Genomic DNA, 17791 nt, shown 5'->3' with positions numbered 1-17791 from the left:
TCCTCGCTTCACTCTGCCGCCTGCGGCAGGCTTTTCAGTGCTGCATGCAGGCGATGCGGCAGCACCGGCACCTCGGTGACGCGTACGCCGGTGGCGTGGCGGATCGCGCCCAGGATCGCCGGCGCTGTGGCCACCAGGCCCGGTTCGCCCACGCCCTTGGCGCCGAAGGGGCCGAGCGGCTCGGCATCCTCGATCATCAGCACCTCGATCTCCGGCACGTCGCCCACGGTGGGGATCAGGTAGTCGTGCAGGTTCTCTGTGCGGCCCGGCAGGTATTCCTCCATCAGCGCCAGCCCCAGGCCCTGCGCGATGCCGCCATGGATCTGACCTTCCACCTGGGTGGGGTTCACCGCCTTGCCCACATCATGCGCGGCGATGATCTTCTTCACCTTCACGGTGGCGAGTTCGGTATCGACCTCGACCAGCGCCATCTGCGCGGCAAAGCCATAGGTGGCATAAGGCACGCCCTGGCCATTGGCGTCCAGCATGGTGGTGGGCGGATCAAACCGGCCCTGCCCCACCAGCACGTCGCCATCGTCGTTCAGGCGCGACAGGGCGGCCAGGTCGATGCGGCGGACCACGCCGCCGTCGTCCACGCTCAGCGCGGCGCCATCGAATTTCAGCGTGGCATTATCGCCGGCATTGGCCAGCCGCAGGATCTGTCCCCGCAGGTCGCGGGCGGCGAGTTCCACCGCCTTGCCCGAGACGAAGGTCTGGCGCGAGGCCGAGGTCTTGCCGGCATCCTCCGTGCGATCGGTATCGCCCATCACGTAGTCGATGCGGTCCATCGTCACGCCCAGCGCATCCGCCAGGATCTGCACGAAGATGGTGTTCGAACCCTGCCCGATATCGACGGCACCATTGTAGAAGAACACGCGGCCATCGGCGCGTAGCGCGATCCGCATGGTGGACGGATTCGAGATCGAGGTATTGCCCAGGCCATACCACATGCAGCCGATACCCACCCCGCGCCGCACGCCCTTGCGGCGGGCGTTGAAGGCTTCGGCCTCGGCTTTCAGGGCCTGCCACTGCGGCCGCAGGGCATCGATGCAGGCGGCCAGGCCGGCGGAATGCTCCAGCCTGTGACTGGTGGCGGTGAGATCGCCGGCACGCAGCGCGTTGCGGTGGCGGATTTCCAGCCGGTCGATCTTCAGCCTTTCGGCGAGGTCGTCCATCAGGGTTTCGTGGGCGATGGCGGCCTGCGGCACGCCGAAGCCGCGGAAGGCGCCCGAGGGCGGCGCATTCGTGAACAGCGCGCAACTGCGGTTCCTCACATGCGGCACCAGATACGGCCCGCTGGCATGCACCGGCACGCGGTTGGCCACCGTGGGCCCCCAGCTTGCATAGGCGCCGGTATCGAAATCGGCATGGGTCTCCACGGCCACCAGCCTGCCGTCCTTCGCCGCGCCGAATTTCGCCTTGATGCGCGCCGGATGGCGCTTGGTGCTGGAAGCCATGCTTTCCGGGCGCGTGTAGACACAGGCCACCGGCCGATCGAGGTTCCAGGCCGCCAGGGCGATCAGCGGCTGCACCGACACATCCAGCTTGCCGCCGAAGCCGCCGCCGCAGGCCGTGGGCACCACGCGCACGCGGTCGGGCGGCAACTGCATCACGCTCGCCACCTCGTCGCGGTCCATGTAGGGCGCCTGGGTGGTGGCATGGATTTCGATGCGGTCGCCCTTGCGGATCGCCCAGCCGGCTTCCGGCTCGATGTAGGCATGCTCGACGAAGCTGGTCTGGAACTGGCCTTCCACGATGGCGGCGGCCTGGGCGAAGCCCTGTTCGACATCGCCCTTGGCGACGTTGCCGCGGATCAGCACATTGCCAGGCTTGTCGGCCTGCACCAGCTTGGCGCCTTCCGCTGCGGCCGCAATCACGCCGACCACCGGCTCCTCGGGAACATACCGGATCGGCAGCTCTTCGGCCTTCACGGCCTCCACGGCATCGCGCGGCCCCACCAGCGCCACCACCGCCTCGCCACGATAGCGCACCTGACCGTCGGCCAGCACGGGCTGGTCCTTGGCATCGAAGATGGCGAAACCGTTGCGCGGCACGTCGGCGGCCGTAAATACCCGCGCCAGGCCGTATTTGCGGATCGCATCCGAAAAATCGCCGAGCGTGAAGCTGGCGCGGGCATGCGGGCTGCGGATCACGCGCAGCCACAGGGCATCCTGTGGGATATAGTCGGCACCGTATTTCTCGGTGCCCTCCACCTTGGCCTGGCCGTCGACCTTCACGCTGCGCGCGCCAACGGCCTGGCCCAGTTCGGGCTGCGGCGGCAGGTCGGGGGTGCGGGAAGCATCCAGCACGGCCTCGACGATCTTGCGATAACCGGTGCAGCGGCACAGCACGCCGCCGATGGCATCGGCCACCTGCTGTTCGCTCGGCCGCGCCGTCTCGGCCAGCAGGTCGGTCGCCGCCATCAGCATGCCGGGCGTGCAGATGCCGCACTGCGCGGCGCCGTGCTTCAGGAAGGCGCGCTGCAGGCGCGACAGGGCGCCATGGGCCTTCAGGCCCTCCACCGTCACCACCGGCTGGCCGACCGCCTGCCCGACCGGGGTCAGGCAGGAACAGACCTGCTTGCCCGCCAGCATCACCGTGCAGGCGCCGCAATCGCCGGCGTTGCAGCCGACCTTCGTGCCGGTCAGGCCGAAATCGTCGCGCAGCACATCGCTCAGGCGCTTCAGCGGGGAGCCGTGATAGGTGTGCTGCTTTCCGTTGACGATCAGACGCATCTGCCCTCAGTTCTCCCTCTGCTTGCCCAGCACGGCGAGTGCGCGGCGTACCAGCGTCTGCGCGGCCTCGCGGCGATAGGCGGCACTGGCGCGGATGTCGTCGATCGGCGAAAGCGCGTCGAAATGCGCCGGCTTCACGCGATTGGCCAGCGCGTCATTCAGCCGGCGGCCAATCAGTTCGGATTCCAGGAACGGCAGGCGCTGCGCCACCGCCGAGCAGGCACCGACCGCGACACTGGCGCCCGACACCACGCCGCCCTCGGTTTCCAGCACCACCGCGACCATGGCGATCGAGATCACCAAGTATTCGCGCGCGCCCAGCTTGAGGAACACGCTGCGCGCCTGCTTTTTCGGGCGCGGGACCAGCACGGCAGAGACCAGTTCGCCGGACTTCAGCATCGTGCGGCGGTTGCCGGCGATGAACTCGCCCACCGGCATTTCGCGGCGCCCCGCCGGGCCATGGATTTCCACTTTTGCCCGCATCGCCAGCAATGGCGGCACGCCGTCGGCCGCCGGCGAGGCATTGCACAGGTTGCCAGCCACCGTGCCGGCATTCTGGATCTGCGCGCCGCCGATCTGGCGCGCCGCCCGGCGCAGGGCGTCGAACAATGGCGGCAGGTCGGCCTTGGCCACCGCGCTCCAGGTGGTGGCGGCGCCGATGCGCCAGCCCTCGTCGGTTTCGCTGATGCCCTGCAGATAGGGGATGGCGGTAACGTCCAGCACATCCTCGTCCAGCGCGCGACCGACGCGGGCGGGATAGAAATCGGTGCCACCGGCCAGAATCACCGGCAAGGCCGTGCCGCCCTGGGCCGCACGGGCATGGGCGCCGCTCAAGTGGGCAAGCGCCTCCTCCAGACTCGTTGGACGCACATACGACGCCATTGGACTTGGGGCCTCCCCGCTGGCATCCCGATGCGCTGCCCGCCCTGCACGGACAACATCATTCGTGTGCAAATGATGCTGCGATGCTGTCTCGAAAGAGTCAACGTCAAAATATGAGCATCGTCTGCACAGCAATGCGGCAGTGCAGCATACGGCGCAGGAAGGACAAAAGGGCTTACGTGATGCGCTTGAGGAGCGCGAGGAACTGCTGCTGCTCGGCCGGCGACAGCGGATCGAGCGTCGCCTTGCTCACTTTCGGACCATTGGCCAGCAGGCGCAGGACGAGGTCGCGACCGCTCGCCGTGAGGCTGAGGCAGCGGCGGCGCTTGTCGTTCTTGTCGGGCCGGTGCGAGATCAGCTTGCGGCCGGCCAGCCGCCGGATCACGCCCTGGATGGTGGCCGGATCCATCGCGGTCAGGCGGCCGAGATGGTTTTGCGACAGTTCGCCCATCTCATGCAGTTTCACCAGGGCGGCATACTGCGTCGGCGTCACCTGCTCGTCGCCGATCATGGCAATGAACAGCGCGGTGTGACGCTGGTGTGCCCGCCGGATCAGATGCCCGACCTGATCCTCCAGCACATAACCATCCGGCATGCGGGAGGGCTCGGTCTTGATCTCGGGCTTCATGTTCATCGCGGGGCAATTCCTCGACAGCCTGCCGGGTTCGGTCCAGCATGGTTCAGTCTAACCGGGGCGATGCGCCCCGGCCAAGATATTCGAATGCTGCCGCTACAGAACTTTGGTCGCGGCCTCCAGGCCGCGGGTCAGCAGATTCAGCCCGCGCGAGGTGCTCTCGACCACCGTGCAGGAGCAGTAATCGGGCTGCGACACCACCATGCGGTCGTCGTTCAGGGCGGCGCTGAGGGCCGCGTTGATGACCATGAAATGGGTGAATACGATAGTGTCGCTGCGACACGAACGCAGCATGCCGATCAGGCCCTCGCGCCAGGCGCGGATGATCGGCGGCTGGCTGGGATAGCGCTGACCGGCCAGTTGCTGCAGCCAGGGGCCGCGCGCCTTGATGCCCTGCTGGGCGATTTCGGGCGGTGTGGGAATTTCGCTGAAGGCCGCGCTCACCTCGGGGATCACGCCCCAGCGATTGGCCAGCGGCAGGGCCGTCTCGCGGGCACGCTCCATCGGCGAGGTATAGATCGGGATCGGCCCCAGCCCTTCAAGCTGCAGCGCCAGGTCGACGGCCGCCTCCTTGCCCTCTTCCGACAGGCTGGGATCAGGGTCTTCGTCGAACCGCGCGGCCGCCTTGGCGTGACGCACCAGATAGAGCCGTGCCATGTTTCCCCCTTACAGCAGATTGACGCGCATGTTCTCGCGCGCCACCAGGGCCCCGGACCAGAGTTGTCTGGCCTCGGCTTCCAGAGCCTCCATGAACAGATCCTCATGATCGGGATCATGGTGGAAAATCGCAAGGGTCTTGACACCGGCGGCGCGACAAAGACGCACCCCTTCCTGCCAGGTCGAGTGCCCCCAGCCGACATGCTCCTCGAATTCCTTGTCGGTGTAGGTGCTGTCGTAGATGACCAGATCGGCCCCTTCGATCAGGCCCAGGATGTTCTGGTCCGGTTTGCCCGGAACATGCTCGGTGTCGGTCACGTAGCAGACCGATTTGCCGCCATACTCGAACCGGTAGCCGGTCGCCCCGTCCGGATGGTTCAGCGGGGTGGTGCGGACCCTGATGCCGCCATCCAGGTTGAAACTGTCGCCGGCGCGGAAATCCACATTGTCGATCTTCGCCCCCATCTTCTCCAGCGGTACCGGGAAAAACGGCTGCTGCATCTGCGACGCCAGCACCTTGCCGATGCCGCCCTGATCGATCAGGTGGCCGGCATGGATGGTGAAGTGCCGGTCGGATTTGAAGGCGGGCGAAAAGAAGGGGAAGCCGTTGATGTGATCCCAGTGCGTATGGGACAGGAAGATATCGCCCCGCATCACGCTGCGACGCAGCAGCCAGTGGCCGAGGTTGCGGATGCCGGTGCCGGCATCGAGGATGATGTGGCGCGAGCCGATCTTCAGCTCGACGCAGGATGTGTTCCCGCCAAAGCCGATATGACGCGGGGACGGCGTGGCAATGCTGCCTCGGACGCCCCAGAACTTCACCTTGAAGCTCATCGTCCCCGCTCCCTCCGCTTGCCTCAGCCTGCCGGCAGAACGCTCTCGACCAGACGCGACCAGTAGCTGGCGCCGATCGGCAGGATGTCGTCGTTGAAGTCGTAGCGCGGGTTATGCACCATGCAGCTCCCTTCGCCGGCGCCGTTGCCGATCCACACATAGGAACCCGGCTTTTCGCGCAGCATCCAGGCGAAATCCTCGGCGCCCATGCTGGGGTTCAGGTTGCGCAGCACATTGTCGCCGCCGACCACCATGGCCGCGGCATTCGCCGCCATCTCGGTCTCGTCGGCGGTGTTGATGGTGGGCGGATAGCGGCGCTGGTAGTCGACGGTTGCGCTGCCGCCATGGGCGGCGGCGATGCCGGTGGCGATCTGCTTCAGGCGGCTTTCGATCATGTCCTGCACCTCGGGCAGGAAGGCGCGCGTGGTGCCGGCGATCATCGCCTCTTCCGGAATCACGTTGGTGGTGTGACCGGCCTGAATCTGGCAGCAGCTGACCACCGCGCATTGCAGCGGATCGGTGTTGCGCGCCACGATGGTCTGCAGCGCCAGCACGATCTCGGAGGCGATCACCACCGGGTCGACGCCGCGATGCGGGTAGGCGCCATGGGCGCCCACGCCCTTCACCTTGATCCAGAACATGTCGGCCGAGGCCATCATCGGCCCCACGCGCACGGCAAACTTGCCCACGTCGATGCCGGGCATGTTGTGCATGCCGAACACGGATTCGCAGGGGAACTTGGCGAAGAGGCCGTCATCCACCATCACCTTGCCGCCGGCCAGGTTCTCTTCCGCCGGCTGAAAGATGAAATGCACCGTGCCGTCGAAATTCTTCGTCTTGGCCAGATACTGCGCCGCGCCCAGCAGCATGATGGTGTGGCCGTCATGGCCGCAGCCATGCATCTTGCCCTCGTGCTTGGACTTGTGGCCGAAATCGTTCAGCTCGATCAGGTCCAGCGCATCCATGTCGGCCCGCAGGCCGATGGCCCGGTTGCCCTTCCCGGCCTTCAGCGTGCCCACCACGCCGGTCTTGGCCAGCCCGCGATGCACCGGCATGCCGAAGGACTCCAGCGTCTTGGCGACGAAATCGGAGGTCCGGTGCTCCTCGAAGGCGGTTTCGGGATGCATGTGCAGATCGCGCCGCCAGGCGGTCAGCTGGTCCTTGTTGGCAACGATCTCGTTGATCAGCTTCATCGGGGCCCTCCGGCTACGGAAAAATCGGGAAACGCACGATAACCGATTGATTTTGCTGTTTCTAGCCGCTGAGTTTGGCATTGACTCAGGGGGTATGCTGTGGTCTTGTCCGCCGGCGGACGGTGCGCATCTGCGCAAACGCCGTCAAGACATTACGGAAATCCATGGAATTTGCTGATCTAGGCTTGAGCGAGCCGGTTCTCAAGGCTGTCGCCGAAGCCGGTTACACGACCCCCACCCCGATCCAGGCTCAGGCGATCCCGATCGTACTGATGGGCCGCGACGTGCTTGGCACCGCCCAGACCGGCACCGGCAAGACCGCCGGCTTCACCCTGCCGCTGATCGACATCCTGGCCGGCGGCCGCGCCCGGGCGCGCATGCCGCGTGCCCTGATCCTGGAGCCGACCCGTGAACTGGCCGACCAGGTGGCCCAGAGCTTCGACAAATACGGCAAGAACTCTCCGCTTTCGATGGCGCTGCTGATCGGCGGCGTGAACTACACCGAGCAGGAAAAGCTGCTTGACCGCGGCGTCGATGTGCTGATTGCCACGCCGGGCCGCCTGATCGACCATTTCGAGCGCGGCAAGGTTATGCTGACCGGCGTGCAAATCTTCGTCATCGACGAAGCCGACCGCATGCTGGACATGGGCTTCATGCCCGATATCGAACGCATCGCCAAGATGCTGCCGCCGCTGCGCCAGACGCTGTTTTTCTCGGCCACCATGGCGCCCGAAATGCGCAAGCTGGCCGACAAGTTCCTCAGCAATCCGAAGGAAATCGAGGTTGCCCGCCAGGCCACCACGGCGGAATCGATTGCCCAGTTCCAGATCCAGGTTTCGCATCGCATGAAGCGCGAAGCCCTGCGTACGCTGATCCGCAACGAAGACGTGAAGAACGCCATCATCTTCTGCAATCGCAAGCGCGACGTGGATATCCTGGCAAAATCGCTGATCCGCCACGGCTTCGATGCCGCGGCGCTGCATGGCGACATGGACCAGTCGGTGCGCACCGCCACGCTGGAGAAATTCAAGAAGGGCGAGATCGGCATCCTCGTTGCCTCCGACGTGGCCGCGCGCGGCCTCGACGTCCAGGGCCTGACGCACGTGTTCAATTTCGATGTGCCGACCCATCCGGAAGACTATGTGCACCGCATCGGCCGCACCGGCCGCGCCGGCATGAATGGCCGCGCCTTCACGCTGGTGGCCGGCGAGGACGGCAAGTATCTCTCCGCCATCACCCGGCTGATCCAGCGCGACATCCCTGTGATGGAGCTGCATGGTTTTGGCCATGACGAAGGCGAAGCCGGCGAGGAGCGCAGCGAGCGCGGCGACGAGCGCAAGAGCCGCGGTCGCGGCGGCCGCAGCCGGGATCGCGACGGCGACCGCAAGCGCAGCCGGGACCGCACCCGGGAACCACGCGCCGGCGATGCCTCGATGCAGCCGCAGCCCGCCTTTGTCGAACCAGCGGGCGAACAGCCGGCCGTCGCAGAGGCGCAGGTTGAACGCAAGCCGCGCGAACGCGGGCCGCGCCGCGACAAGCAGCGCCAGGACCGCCCACAGCAGGATCGGCCGCAGCAGGATCGGCCGCGCCACGAACAGCAGGCCGAACCGCGCCGCGACCGCAGCGACCGGGACCGCAACGACCGGGATCGCGGCGACCGTGACCGCAATCGCCGCGACAATCGCGAGGACCGCGAGCCGCCGGTGATCGGCATGGGCGACCATGTCCCCGATTTCCTGCTGCGTCCGAGCCGCCGAGCCTCCTGAAGCCTGGCCTCCTGAAGCCTGGTCTCCTGGGGCCAGGTCCCCTGATCCAGGCCGACGATCCCGGGCCCAGCCACTTGGCTGCGGCGGCCGGCTTCGTTTACAGTCCGCGGCAGCAAAGCGAACGGAGCCGGCGATGCAGACGATTTTCGTGATGGTGAAATGCGAGCTGGGCCGCGCCTATGACGTGGCGGTGAAGGCCGTGGAGGAAATCGAACAGGTTTCCGAAGTGCATTCCATATCGGGCCAGTACGACCTGATGATGAAATGCTACCTGCCCGACGGGCAGGATATCGGCCATTTCGTGGTCAACAAGCTGCAAACCATCACAGGCGTGAAGGACACCTTCACCCTCATCACCTTCAAGGCTTTCAGCTAGCGATCTGCCCCGTTCAGCGGCGCGCCGCCGGCGCACGGCCCGAGGATATCGTGCCGCTGCCCGAGGACGGCGATACCGTCATGTCGACCTTGGAGCCGTAGAGCGTGCTGCGGGTGATCAGGATCGAGGCAACGCGGTCGGCATCGCCCGACAGGTAGGTGAGCTGGCTGGTCTCGGCCCGCACCACGGCCACTTCCTTCCAGCCGTAATTCGACATCTGCGAGCGGATGAAATCGAACATTGAGTCGGCCGAGGAACTGACGCTGTAGGACAGGCGCCCGATCCAGCGGTCCCCCTCGCCCAGGATGATCGTGCGGTCGGCGTCCAGCGAATAGCCCTCGGGCAGGGCAACGCCGGAAATCTGCGGCGGCGGACCGCCGGAACTGCCCCCGCTGCTGCCCGAACTGCCGCCGATATTCATGGAATTACAGCCGGCTAGCGCCAGCATGGCAACCATGAGAAACACCGGAATCCTGTTGAACTGCGCCTTGCTCATTGCGCCTGCCACCCCCGCGAATCGGCCAATCTTTATTTACCATACCAGACCCCGTCCGTCGCGTTGTGACTGCCGAAGTGGCGTTCCAATGCTCTCGTTGCATGGTCTTGTGCCGCCGCTCAAATTATTTTAGATTTAAAATAATATTCGGGAGGGTTGGCGTGACGGCACAACCGCGGGACGGCACACAGACTGAGCAGCCGCGCATGACGACGGCCTTTGCCGGCCGGCATGTGCTGGTGACCGGCGCAAGCCGCGGCATCGGCTGGGCCGTCGCCCGGGCCTTCGCCGCCCAGGGGGCGATACTCTCGCTCTGCGGCCGCGATGCCAACCTGCTTGAACAGCGCCGCACCGCTCTTGCGGGCCGACATGCGGCTTTCGTGGCCGATCTCACCGACCCCGCCGCTGCCGCCAGGATCGTCGAACTGGCCATCGCAGCCCAGGGCCCCCTGGACGTGCTGGTGAACAATGCGGGCTATGGCGCCAGCCAGCCTTTCGCCAAGATGGCGAGCGAGCATTGGGATCAGATGCTGGCCGTCAATCTCTCCAGCGTGTTCCACGTCACCCGCGCTGCGATCGGCGGCATGCTGGCCCGCAAGCAGGGCCGCATCGTCAACATTGCTTCAACGGCGGGGCTGACCGGCTATGCCTATGTCGCCGCCTATGTGGCCGCCAAGCATGGCGTGGTGGGCCTGACCCGCGCGCTGGCGCGCGAATACGCCAGCCAGGGCATCACGGTGAATGCGGTCTGCCCCGGCTATGTCGATACCGAGATGACGGCCGCGACCATCGATACCATCGTGCGGAAAACCGGCCGCAGCGCCGAAGAGGCACGGGCCGAGCTGGCGAAAAGCAACCCGCAGGGCCGCCTGATCCAGCCGGAGGAAGTGGCCGATGCCGTGCTGTGGCTGGCCGGCGATGCCGCCGGGTCCGTGACCGGACAATGCATTGCGATTGCCGGGGGAGAGGTGATGCCATGAGCGAACTGCGCCAGCCCACGCCCGCGCCGGCGAACGACCGCGAGACTGCGGCAACCCGCGACGACAAGCTGGAACTGCGGCTGTGGCTGCGCCTGCTCACCTGCTCCAGCCTGATCGAGCAGAATGTGCGCACCGCCCTGCGCGAACGGTTTGACACCACCCTGCCCCGCTTCGACCTGCTGGCCCAGCTTGATCGGGCGCCCGATGGCCTCACCATGAGCGAGTTGTCGGCCCGCATGATGGTGTCGAACGGCAATATCACCGGCCTGACCGACCGGCTGGTCGAGGAAGGACTGGTCAAGCGCACACCGTCTGTGCGCGACCGCCGCTCCAGCCATGTCAGCCTGACCCCGGCTGGCAAGAAGGCTTTCGACGCCATGACACCGGAACATGAGGGCTGGATCGACGCGATGATGGCGGGCCTGAACCGCCAGGACATGCAGCAGCTTTTCCAGCTTCTGGGCAAGCTGAAACAGTCGGTGCACCAGAACGCCGTCGAACCGGATAAGGGAGACAAGGTATGAGCACGTTGGGCGTGAGCAGGCTGGCGAAGGATTTCAAACCGAGGCATTTCGGCTGGTCGGTCGAGGGCAAGGTCGCCACCGTCACGCTGAACCGGCCCGAGCGCAAGAATCCGCTCACCTTCGACTCCTATGCCGAGCTGCGCGACACCTTCCGCGCCCTGAATTACGTCGCTGACGTGAAAACGGTGGTGATCACCGGCGAGGGCGGCAATTTCTGCTCCGGCGGCGACGTGCACGAGATCATCGGCCCGCTGGTGAAGATGAAGGACTCCGGCGACATGGCCGGCCTGCTGGCCTTCACCCGCATGACCGGCGACCTGGTGAAGGCGATGCGGCACTGCCCGCAGCCGGTGATCGCCGCCGTGGATGGCGTCTGCGCCGGCGCCGGCGCGATCCTCGCCATGGCCTCCGACCTGCGCATCGGCACCCCGCGCACCAAGACCGCCTTCCTGTTCACCCGCGTTGGCCTGGCCGGCGCCGATATGGGCGCCTGCAACATCCTGCCGCGCATCATCGGCTCGGGCCGCGCTGCCGAACTGCTCTATACCGGCCGCAGCATGAGTGCCGAGGAAGGCGAGCGCTGGGGCTTCTACAATCGCCTCGTCGCGCCCGAGCAGATGCTGGCAGAGGCCCAGGCGCTGGCGAAGGAGCTGGCCGACGGCCCCACCTTCGCCCATGGCATCACCAAGACCTGCCTGCACCAGGAATGGTCGATGGACCTGGATGCCGCCATCGAGGCCGAGGCCCAGGCGCAGGCGATCTGCATGCAGACGCAGGATTTCGCCCGCGCCTACCATGCCTTCGTAGCGAAGCAGAAACCCGTCTTCGAGGGCAACTGAGATGGCCGATACCAGCTATCTTGCCTGGCCATTCTTCGAAGACCGCCACCGCCTGCTGGCCAAGAACCTGCAGGCCTGGGCGAAGCAGCATGCCGCCCATCACGACGAGCACGAAGACATCGACGCGGTCTGCCGCGGCTTCGTGAAGCAACTCGGCCGCGACGGCTTCCTCGGCCTGACCGTGCCCAAGGATGGCGGCGGCACGCTGGACAAGCTGGAAGTGCGTTCGCTGGCCCTGGCGCGCGAGATTCTCGCCTATCACCACGGCCTGGCCGATTTCGCCTTCGTCATGCAGGGCCTAGGTTCGGGGCCGATCAGCCTGTTCGGCACGCCTGAGCAGAAACAGCGCTGGCTACCCGGCGTGGCGCGCGGCGACAGGATCGCGGCGCTGGCCATGTCGGAACCCGATGCCGGCTCGGATGTGGCCAATGTCAGCACCGTGGCCGTTCCGGACGGTCAGGGCTATCGCCTGAACGGCGTGAAGACCTGGATTTCCAATGGCGGCATTGCCGACCAGTATACGGTCGTCGCCCGCCTTGGTGACGCACCTGGCGCCAAGGGGCTGGCAGTTTTTGTCGTCGAGGCCGGCACGCCGGGCTTCAGCGTGCCCGAACGCATCGACGTGATCGCGCCGCATCCGCTTGGCCGCCTGGAATTCAGGGATTGCGTGGTGCCGGCCGGCAACCTGATCGGCCAGCCGGGCGATGGCTTCAAGATCGCCATGAGCAATCTCGACGTCTTCCGCTCCACCGTCGGCGCAGCCGCGCTCGGCTTTGCCAAGCGGGCGCTGGACGAGGCGCTTTTCCGCGTGCACGAACGCCGCGTCTTCAACCAGAAACTCGCCGATTACCAGCTTACCCAGGCCAAGATCGCCGACATGGCCACCGAGATCGACGCATCGGCCCTGCTGATCTACCGCGCCGCCTGGACCAAGGACATGGGTGCCGCCCGCGTCACCCGCGAAGCCTCGATGGCCAAGATGTATGCCACCGAGGCCGCCCAACGCGTGATCGACGCCGCCGTGCAGCTCTGGGGCGGCCTGGGCGTGACCAGGGGCAACATGGTGGAAAGCCTGTATCGCGAGGTGCGGGCATTGCGCATCTACGAAGGCACCACCGAAATCAACAAGCTGGTGATCGCCGGCCAGACCTATGCCGCCTGGGCCGGCGAGAAGACGCAGGACGCGGGTAACCGGGCATGAAGATTCTCGAACCGCTCCGGCTGAACGGGACCACCCTGCCCAACCGCATTGCGGTGCCGGCGATGGTGACGCGGCTGTCGGGCGAGGACGGCTTCGTCAATCAGCCGATCATCGACCGCTACGTGCGCTACGCCCGGGGCAATGTCGGCCTGATCGTAGTGGAAGCCACGGCGGTGCATTCCAACAAGTCCGGCCCGCTGCTGCGGCTGTCCGACGACGAATTCATCCCCGGCCACCGCGAGCTGGTGAACCAGGTGCATGCGGCCTCGGATTCCAAGGTGGTGCCGCAGATCATCCATTTCCTGAAGGTGGCGCGCTCGGGCTGGCGCCAGACCATCGACTCGCTTTCAACGGAAGACATCGAACGCATCATCGAACAGTTCGGCCAGGCGGCCGCGCGTGCGCGCCAGGCCGGCTATGACGGCGTCGAGCTGCATTCCGCCCATGCCTATACGCTGTCGTCCTTTCTCTCGCGCCGCAATCCGCGCCGCGACGACTACGATGGCCGCACGCTGGAAGGCCGGCTGGCCATGTTTGGCCGCGTGATGGCCAGCGTGCGCAAATATGTCGGCAGCGACTGGACCGTGGGCGTGCGCTTCCTGGCCGAGGAAGCGATCAAGGAAGGCTACACCGTGGAGGATGCCAAGCTGATCGCGCTGCGCATGGCACAGCTCGGCGTGGATTACATCTCGCTTTCGGTCGGCGGCAAGTTCGAGGATGCGGTGCATCGCGAGGGCCAACCGCTTTATCCCTATACCGGCTATTCCGGCGACCGCTGCATGCCCGGCGACTGGTATCCGCCCCTGCCGCACGCCCATCTGGCAGCCAGCGTGAAGCAGTATATCAACGCCAAGGGCTACACCGTGCCGGTGATATCGGTCGGCAAGATCAGTGATCCTACAGATGCAGAATCCCTTCTGCAAAATGGCCAGGCCGACATGATCGGCATGGCGCGGCAGTTGCTGGCCGATCCCGACTGGCCGAAGAAGGTGGCACAGGGCCGCGCCGACCAGATCGTGCGCTGCATCTACTGCAACGTCTGCAAGCAGCTCGACGAGAATTTCAAGGAAGTGACCTGCTTCCTCTGGCCCAAGGGCGTGAACCAGGCACCGCCCGATGCCACCGACGGCCTTGGACCGCGCTGGCCCGAAGGCGGCGCGGCACTTGCCGCAACCGTCGAGCGTGGCATGGTGAAACTGAGCTGGAAAAAGGCCGAGGCCGGCGCCGCACCGATTGCCGGCTACAACGTCTATCGTGCCGAGGATGACGGCGCCGCCCGCGTCACCGAAGCCGTGAAGTCGACCAAGCACACCGACAAGACCGTGCTGGGCGGCCTGCGCTATACCTATTACGTCCGCGCCCATGATGCGGCCGGACGCGCGACACCGCCGTCAGATGCGGTGCGCATCGACCTTCCCGTCCCGATCGCCGGACCCGCCTCTCCCCTTTCCGAGGTGCATCATGCATAGGTTCGAGCCATCTGCTCATGTCGACACGTTTGCCCGCGACCATCTGCCGCCGCAGGACCAGTGGCCGGTGATGCTGTGGGATACCCTGCCGGAACTGAAAGCCTATCCGAAACGGATGAACTGCGCCCGCGAGCTGCTGGACAAGCAGGCGGCCATCCACGGCAGCCGTCCGGTGATCTATTACAACGACGAGATCTGGACCTATTCCCGCCTGCTGGAAACCGCCAACCGCATCGCTCATGTGCTGGTGCAGGACCTGGGCGTGAAGCCGGGCAATCGCGTGCTGCTGCGCTCGCCCAACAACCCGATGTATGTCGCCTGCTGGTTCGCGGTGATGAAGGTTGGCGCCATCGCGGTGGCGACCATGCCGCTCTATCGCTGGCGCGAACTCACCTTCATGACCGAGAAGGCCGAGATCGAATTGGCGATCTGCGACTGGCGCCTGCGCGACGAGATGGAAACCACGCTGAAAGAGTCGAAGAACCTGAAGCGCGCCGTCTATTTCTACGAGGATGGCGGGGATTCCCTGGAAAGCATGATGGCTGGCAAGCCGGCGGAATTCGAGACGCTGGACACCGCCTGGGACGATGTCTGCCTGATCGCCTTCACCTCGGGCACCACCGGGCCGGCCAAGGGCTGCATGCATTTCCATCGCGACGTGATGGCGATCTGCGACACCTTCAACCGCTATGTGCTGCGGCCGACCAAGGACGACATCTTCACCGGATCGCCGCCGCTGGCCTTCACCTTCGGTCTTGGCGCGCTGGTCACCTTTCCCATGCACGTGGGCGCCAGCACCGTGCTGGTCGAGCAGTATAATCCGCAGAAGATGCTGCAGACGATTCAGGAGAAGAAGGTCACCATCCTGTTCACCGCGCCGACCGCCTATCGCGCGATGACCGACATGGTGAAGGATTACGATGTATCCTCGCTGAAAAAAGGCGTCTCGGCCGGCGAGACCCTGCCGCTGCCGGTCTGGCAGGGCTGGTATGACGCCACCGGCGTCAAACTGATCGACGGCCTGGGCGGCACCGAGATTCTGCACATCTTCATCACCTCCGAAGGCGACGGCATCCGTCCCGGCGCCACCGGCAAGCCGATCCCCGGCTACGAAGCGGCGATCTTCGACAGGGACGGCAATCGCGTGCCGCCCGGCACGGTGGGGCGGCTGGCGATCCGGGGGCCAGTTGGCTGTCGCTATCTCGACAATCCGGAACGCCAGAAGGCCTATGTTCAGAATGGCTGGAATTTCACCGGCGACGCCTACATGTGCGACGAGGACGGCTATTACTGGTACCAGGCGCGCGCCGACGACATGATCATCTCGGCCGGCTACAACATCTCAGGTCCCGAGGTGGAGGCCGTGCTGATGCTGCATCCGCTGGTGCAGGAATGCGCCGTGATCGGCGCCCCCTGCCCCGAACGCGGCCAGATCGTGAAGGCCTATGTGGTACTGCGCGACAAGACCAAGGCCGGGCCGGAGACGGCGAAGCTGTTGCAGGATTTCGTGAAGGCCGAGATCGCGCCCTACAAATATCCCCGTGCGGTTGAATTCATCGACGCCCTGCCGCGCACCGAGACCGGCAAGGTGCAGCGTTTCATACTACGCCAGCGGAATTGACTCCGGGACGCTGCCTCACATGCAGAATAATGCTTGCGACGCTTCGAACCGGCATTATAGTACCTGCTTGAACAGAAGAATTAAGGGAGGCGTCGCGAGCAGAGTCGTGCGATATGCGCACTATTATTCAGGCTGCATATCGACATCCTCTCCTGTTGCGCCGCAATAAGCCTTTGACGACGCTCGTGTGACTTAGGCCGCATGGGACATCGGAGAGAGGCATGAAGTAGAGTGCGTACCGGGGCATGCGCGCCACCCGGCGGGCAGACCGGCAATGAAAGCAATATCGGCAGCCCGGAATGCATCCGGGAGCCGGGCAAGGGTAAGAGAGGGAGGCCCGACCATGAAATTTTCCACGCTGCTCAGCATGACCACGGCGCTGGCATTCGCCGCAATGCCGCTGATCGCCCAGCCTGCTGAGGCGCAGGCTGCCAAGAAGATCAAGATCGGTTTCGTCACCACGCTGTCGGGTCCGAATGCCGCCTATGGCCAGGACATGAAAAACAGCGTCGAGCTGGCGCTGGAGCATATGGGCCGCAAGATGGGCGGCATCCCGGTCGAGGTCATCTACGAGGATGACGAGCAGAAGCCCGAGGTCGGCAAGCAGAAGACCGAAAAGCTGCTGCAGCGCGACAAGGTCGATTTCGTCGCCGGCTTCATCTGGTCGAACGTACTGCTGGCCTCCTACAAGCCGGTGGTCGACAGCAAGACCTTCCTGATCAGCGCCAATGCCGGCCCCTCGCCGCTGGCCGGCGAGCAGTGCAATCCCTATTTCTTCGCCGCCTCCTGGGCCAACGAGCAGAACCCGATGGGCGTCGGCGAACTGCTGAACCAGAAGGGCGTGAAAAAGCTCTACATCGTGGCGCCGAACTATGCCGCCGGCCAGGACATGGCCAACGGCGTGAAGGCCACGTTCAAGGGCCAGGTCGTCGGCCAGGACATGACCAAGTGGCCCGACCAGCTCGACTTCTCGGCCGAGATTTCCAAGATCCGCGCCGCCAAGCCCGATGCGGTCTATGTCTTCTATCCCAGCCGCTGGGGCGTGCAGTTCTACACGCAGTACAGCCAGTCGGGTCTGAAGAAGGAGATCCCGCTCTATTCCGTGTTCACCATCGACGCGGTGACGCTGAAGCTGCAGAAGGACGTGGCGCTGGATACCTATTTCGGCCTGTTCTGGGCACCGGACCTGCCCTATGCCAGCAACCAGAAATTCGTCGGCGACTACAAGAAGAAGCACAAGGACACGCCGACCTTCTACGGCGCGCAGTCCTATGACGCGATGAACCTGATCGCCTCTGCGGTGGCCGCGACGAAGGGCAACATCAAGGACAAGGATGCCGTGCGCAAGGCACTGGAGGCGGCGAAATTCGACTCCGTGCGCGGCCCGTTCAAGTTCAACAAGAACCACTTCCCGATCCACGCGATCTATCAGCAGGAAGTCTACAAGGTGTCCGACTCCGAGTATGACATCCGCACGATCAGCAAGATCATCGACAACCTGGAAGACCCGAACGCATCCAAGTGCAAGATGTGATGCCGCAGGTCTGACAGCCCGGTCCGGGCGGGGGGGCGCGGGGTGCGGCG

The 17791-nt window shown here is 65.2% G+C and carries 16 protein-coding genes; 9 read left to right on the top strand and 7 right to left on the bottom strand.

The genetic code is table 11. From position 1 onward, the window contains the following. Positions 1–8 precede the first annotated feature (8 nt). The 6 genes from ACK4FK_RS11220 to ACK4FK_RS11195 form a co-directional block, all read right to left on the bottom strand. The gene (locus ACK4FK_RS11220) at positions 9–2735 is read right to left on the bottom strand and encodes a molybdopterin-dependent oxidoreductase (RefSeq protein WP_409745047.1); all 2727 of its coding nucleotides are present in this window, start codon (positions 2733–2735) and stop codon (positions 9–11) included. Positions 2736–2741: 6 nt separating this feature from the next. Next, complete coding sequence (locus tag ACK4FK_RS11215; RefSeq protein ID WP_409745046.1) at positions 2742–3617, bottom strand: FAD binding domain-containing protein; 876 nt, start codon at positions 3615–3617, stop codon at positions 2742–2744. 175 nt (positions 3618–3792) lie between these two features. Then, the gene (locus ACK4FK_RS11210; RefSeq protein ID WP_409745045.1) at positions 3793–4251 is read right to left on the bottom strand and encodes a MarR family winged helix-turn-helix transcriptional regulator; all 459 of its coding nucleotides are present in this window, start codon (positions 4249–4251) and stop codon (positions 3793–3795) included. 96 nt (positions 4252–4347) lie between these two features. Further along, positions 4348–4908 (bottom strand): histidine phosphatase family protein, encoded by a 561-nt coding sequence (locus tag ACK4FK_RS11205; RefSeq protein WP_409745044.1) that lies wholly within the window; start codon positions 4906–4908, stop codon positions 4348–4350. A 9-nt stretch (positions 4909–4917) separates the two neighbouring features. Next, positions 4918–5742: an MBL fold metallo-hydrolase gene (locus tag ACK4FK_RS11200; protein WP_409745043.1), complete on the bottom strand. Its 825-nt coding sequence runs from the start codon at positions 5740–5742 to the stop codon at positions 4918–4920. Positions 5743–5765: 23 nt separating this feature from the next. Next, positions 5766–6935 (bottom strand): M20 aminoacylase family protein, encoded by a 1170-nt coding sequence (locus ACK4FK_RS11195; protein ID WP_409745042.1) that lies wholly within the window; start codon positions 6933–6935, stop codon positions 5766–5768. Positions 6936–7120: 185 nt separating this feature from the next. Here ACK4FK_RS11195 and ACK4FK_RS11190 point away from each other — a divergent pair, with 185 nt between their 5' ends. Continuing rightward, positions 7121–8701 carry a DEAD/DEAH box helicase gene (locus tag ACK4FK_RS11190; protein WP_409745041.1) on the top strand — a complete coding sequence of 527 codons (1581 nt, stop codon included), beginning with the start codon at positions 7121–7123 and terminating at the stop codon, positions 8699–8701. Positions 8702–8834: 133 nt separating this feature from the next. After that, positions 8835–9077, top strand: a complete 243-nt coding sequence (locus ACK4FK_RS11185; protein WP_300302524.1) for an Lrp/AsnC ligand binding domain-containing protein — start codon at positions 8835–8837, stop codon at positions 9075–9077. A gap of 13 nt (positions 9078–9090) precedes the next feature. Here the strand turns inward: ACK4FK_RS11185 and ACK4FK_RS11180 are convergent, their stop codons facing one another. Next, the gene (locus tag ACK4FK_RS11180) at positions 9091–9573 is read right to left on the bottom strand and encodes a hypothetical protein (RefSeq protein ID WP_409745040.1); all 483 of its coding nucleotides are present in this window, start codon (positions 9571–9573) and stop codon (positions 9091–9093) included. Between the two features lie 161 nt (positions 9574–9734). Here ACK4FK_RS11180 and ACK4FK_RS11175 point away from each other — a divergent pair, with 161 nt between their 5' ends. The 7 genes from ACK4FK_RS11175 (at position 9735) to ACK4FK_RS11145 (ending at position 17741) form a co-directional block, all read left to right on the top strand. Next, complete coding sequence (locus ACK4FK_RS11175; protein ID WP_409745039.1) at positions 9735–10553, top strand: SDR family NAD(P)-dependent oxidoreductase; 819 nt, start codon at positions 9735–9737, stop codon at positions 10551–10553. Beyond that, a complete protein-coding gene (locus tag ACK4FK_RS11170; protein WP_409745038.1) occupies positions 10550–11077 on the top strand; it encodes a MarR family winged helix-turn-helix transcriptional regulator in 528 nt (175 codons plus the stop codon). The genes ACK4FK_RS11175 and ACK4FK_RS11170 overlap by 4 nt, the downstream gene beginning before the upstream one ends. After that, on the top strand, positions 11074–11916 hold the full coding sequence (locus ACK4FK_RS11165; protein ID WP_409745037.1) for an enoyl-CoA hydratase family protein: 843 nt from the start codon (positions 11074–11076) through the stop codon (positions 11914–11916). Before ACK4FK_RS11170 ends, ACK4FK_RS11165 begins: the two co-directional genes overlap by 4 nt. A gap of 1 nt (position 11917) precedes the next feature. Further along, positions 11918–13117, top strand: coding sequence for an acyl-CoA dehydrogenase family protein (locus ACK4FK_RS11160; RefSeq protein WP_409745036.1), 1200 nt, complete (start codon positions 11918–11920; stop codon positions 13115–13117). After that, the gene (locus ACK4FK_RS11155; RefSeq protein WP_409745035.1) at positions 13114–14586 is read left to right on the top strand and encodes an NADH:flavin oxidoreductase; all 1473 of its coding nucleotides are present in this window, start codon (positions 13114–13116) and stop codon (positions 14584–14586) included. Before ACK4FK_RS11160 ends, ACK4FK_RS11155 begins: the two co-directional genes overlap by 4 nt. Then, positions 14579–16207, top strand: a complete 1629-nt coding sequence (locus tag ACK4FK_RS11150; protein WP_409745034.1) for an AMP-binding protein — start codon at positions 14579–14581, stop codon at positions 16205–16207. Before ACK4FK_RS11155 ends, ACK4FK_RS11150 begins: the two co-directional genes overlap by 8 nt. A 343-nt stretch (positions 16208–16550) precedes the next feature. After that, the gene (locus tag ACK4FK_RS11145) at positions 16551–17741 is read left to right on the top strand and encodes an ABC transporter substrate-binding protein (RefSeq protein WP_409745033.1); all 1191 of its coding nucleotides are present in this window, start codon (positions 16551–16553) and stop codon (positions 17739–17741) included. Positions 17742–17791 lie beyond the last annotated feature (50 nt).

The sequence above is a fragment of the Ferrovibrio sp. genome, assembly GCF_046297895.1.
In the GTDB taxonomy this organism is placed as follows: domain Bacteria; phylum Pseudomonadota; class Alphaproteobacteria; order Ferrovibrionales; family Ferrovibrionaceae; genus Ferrovibrio.
The sequence above is the reverse complement of the archived record's forward strand: the minus strand, read 5'-3'. Positions and strand labels throughout refer to the sequence as shown.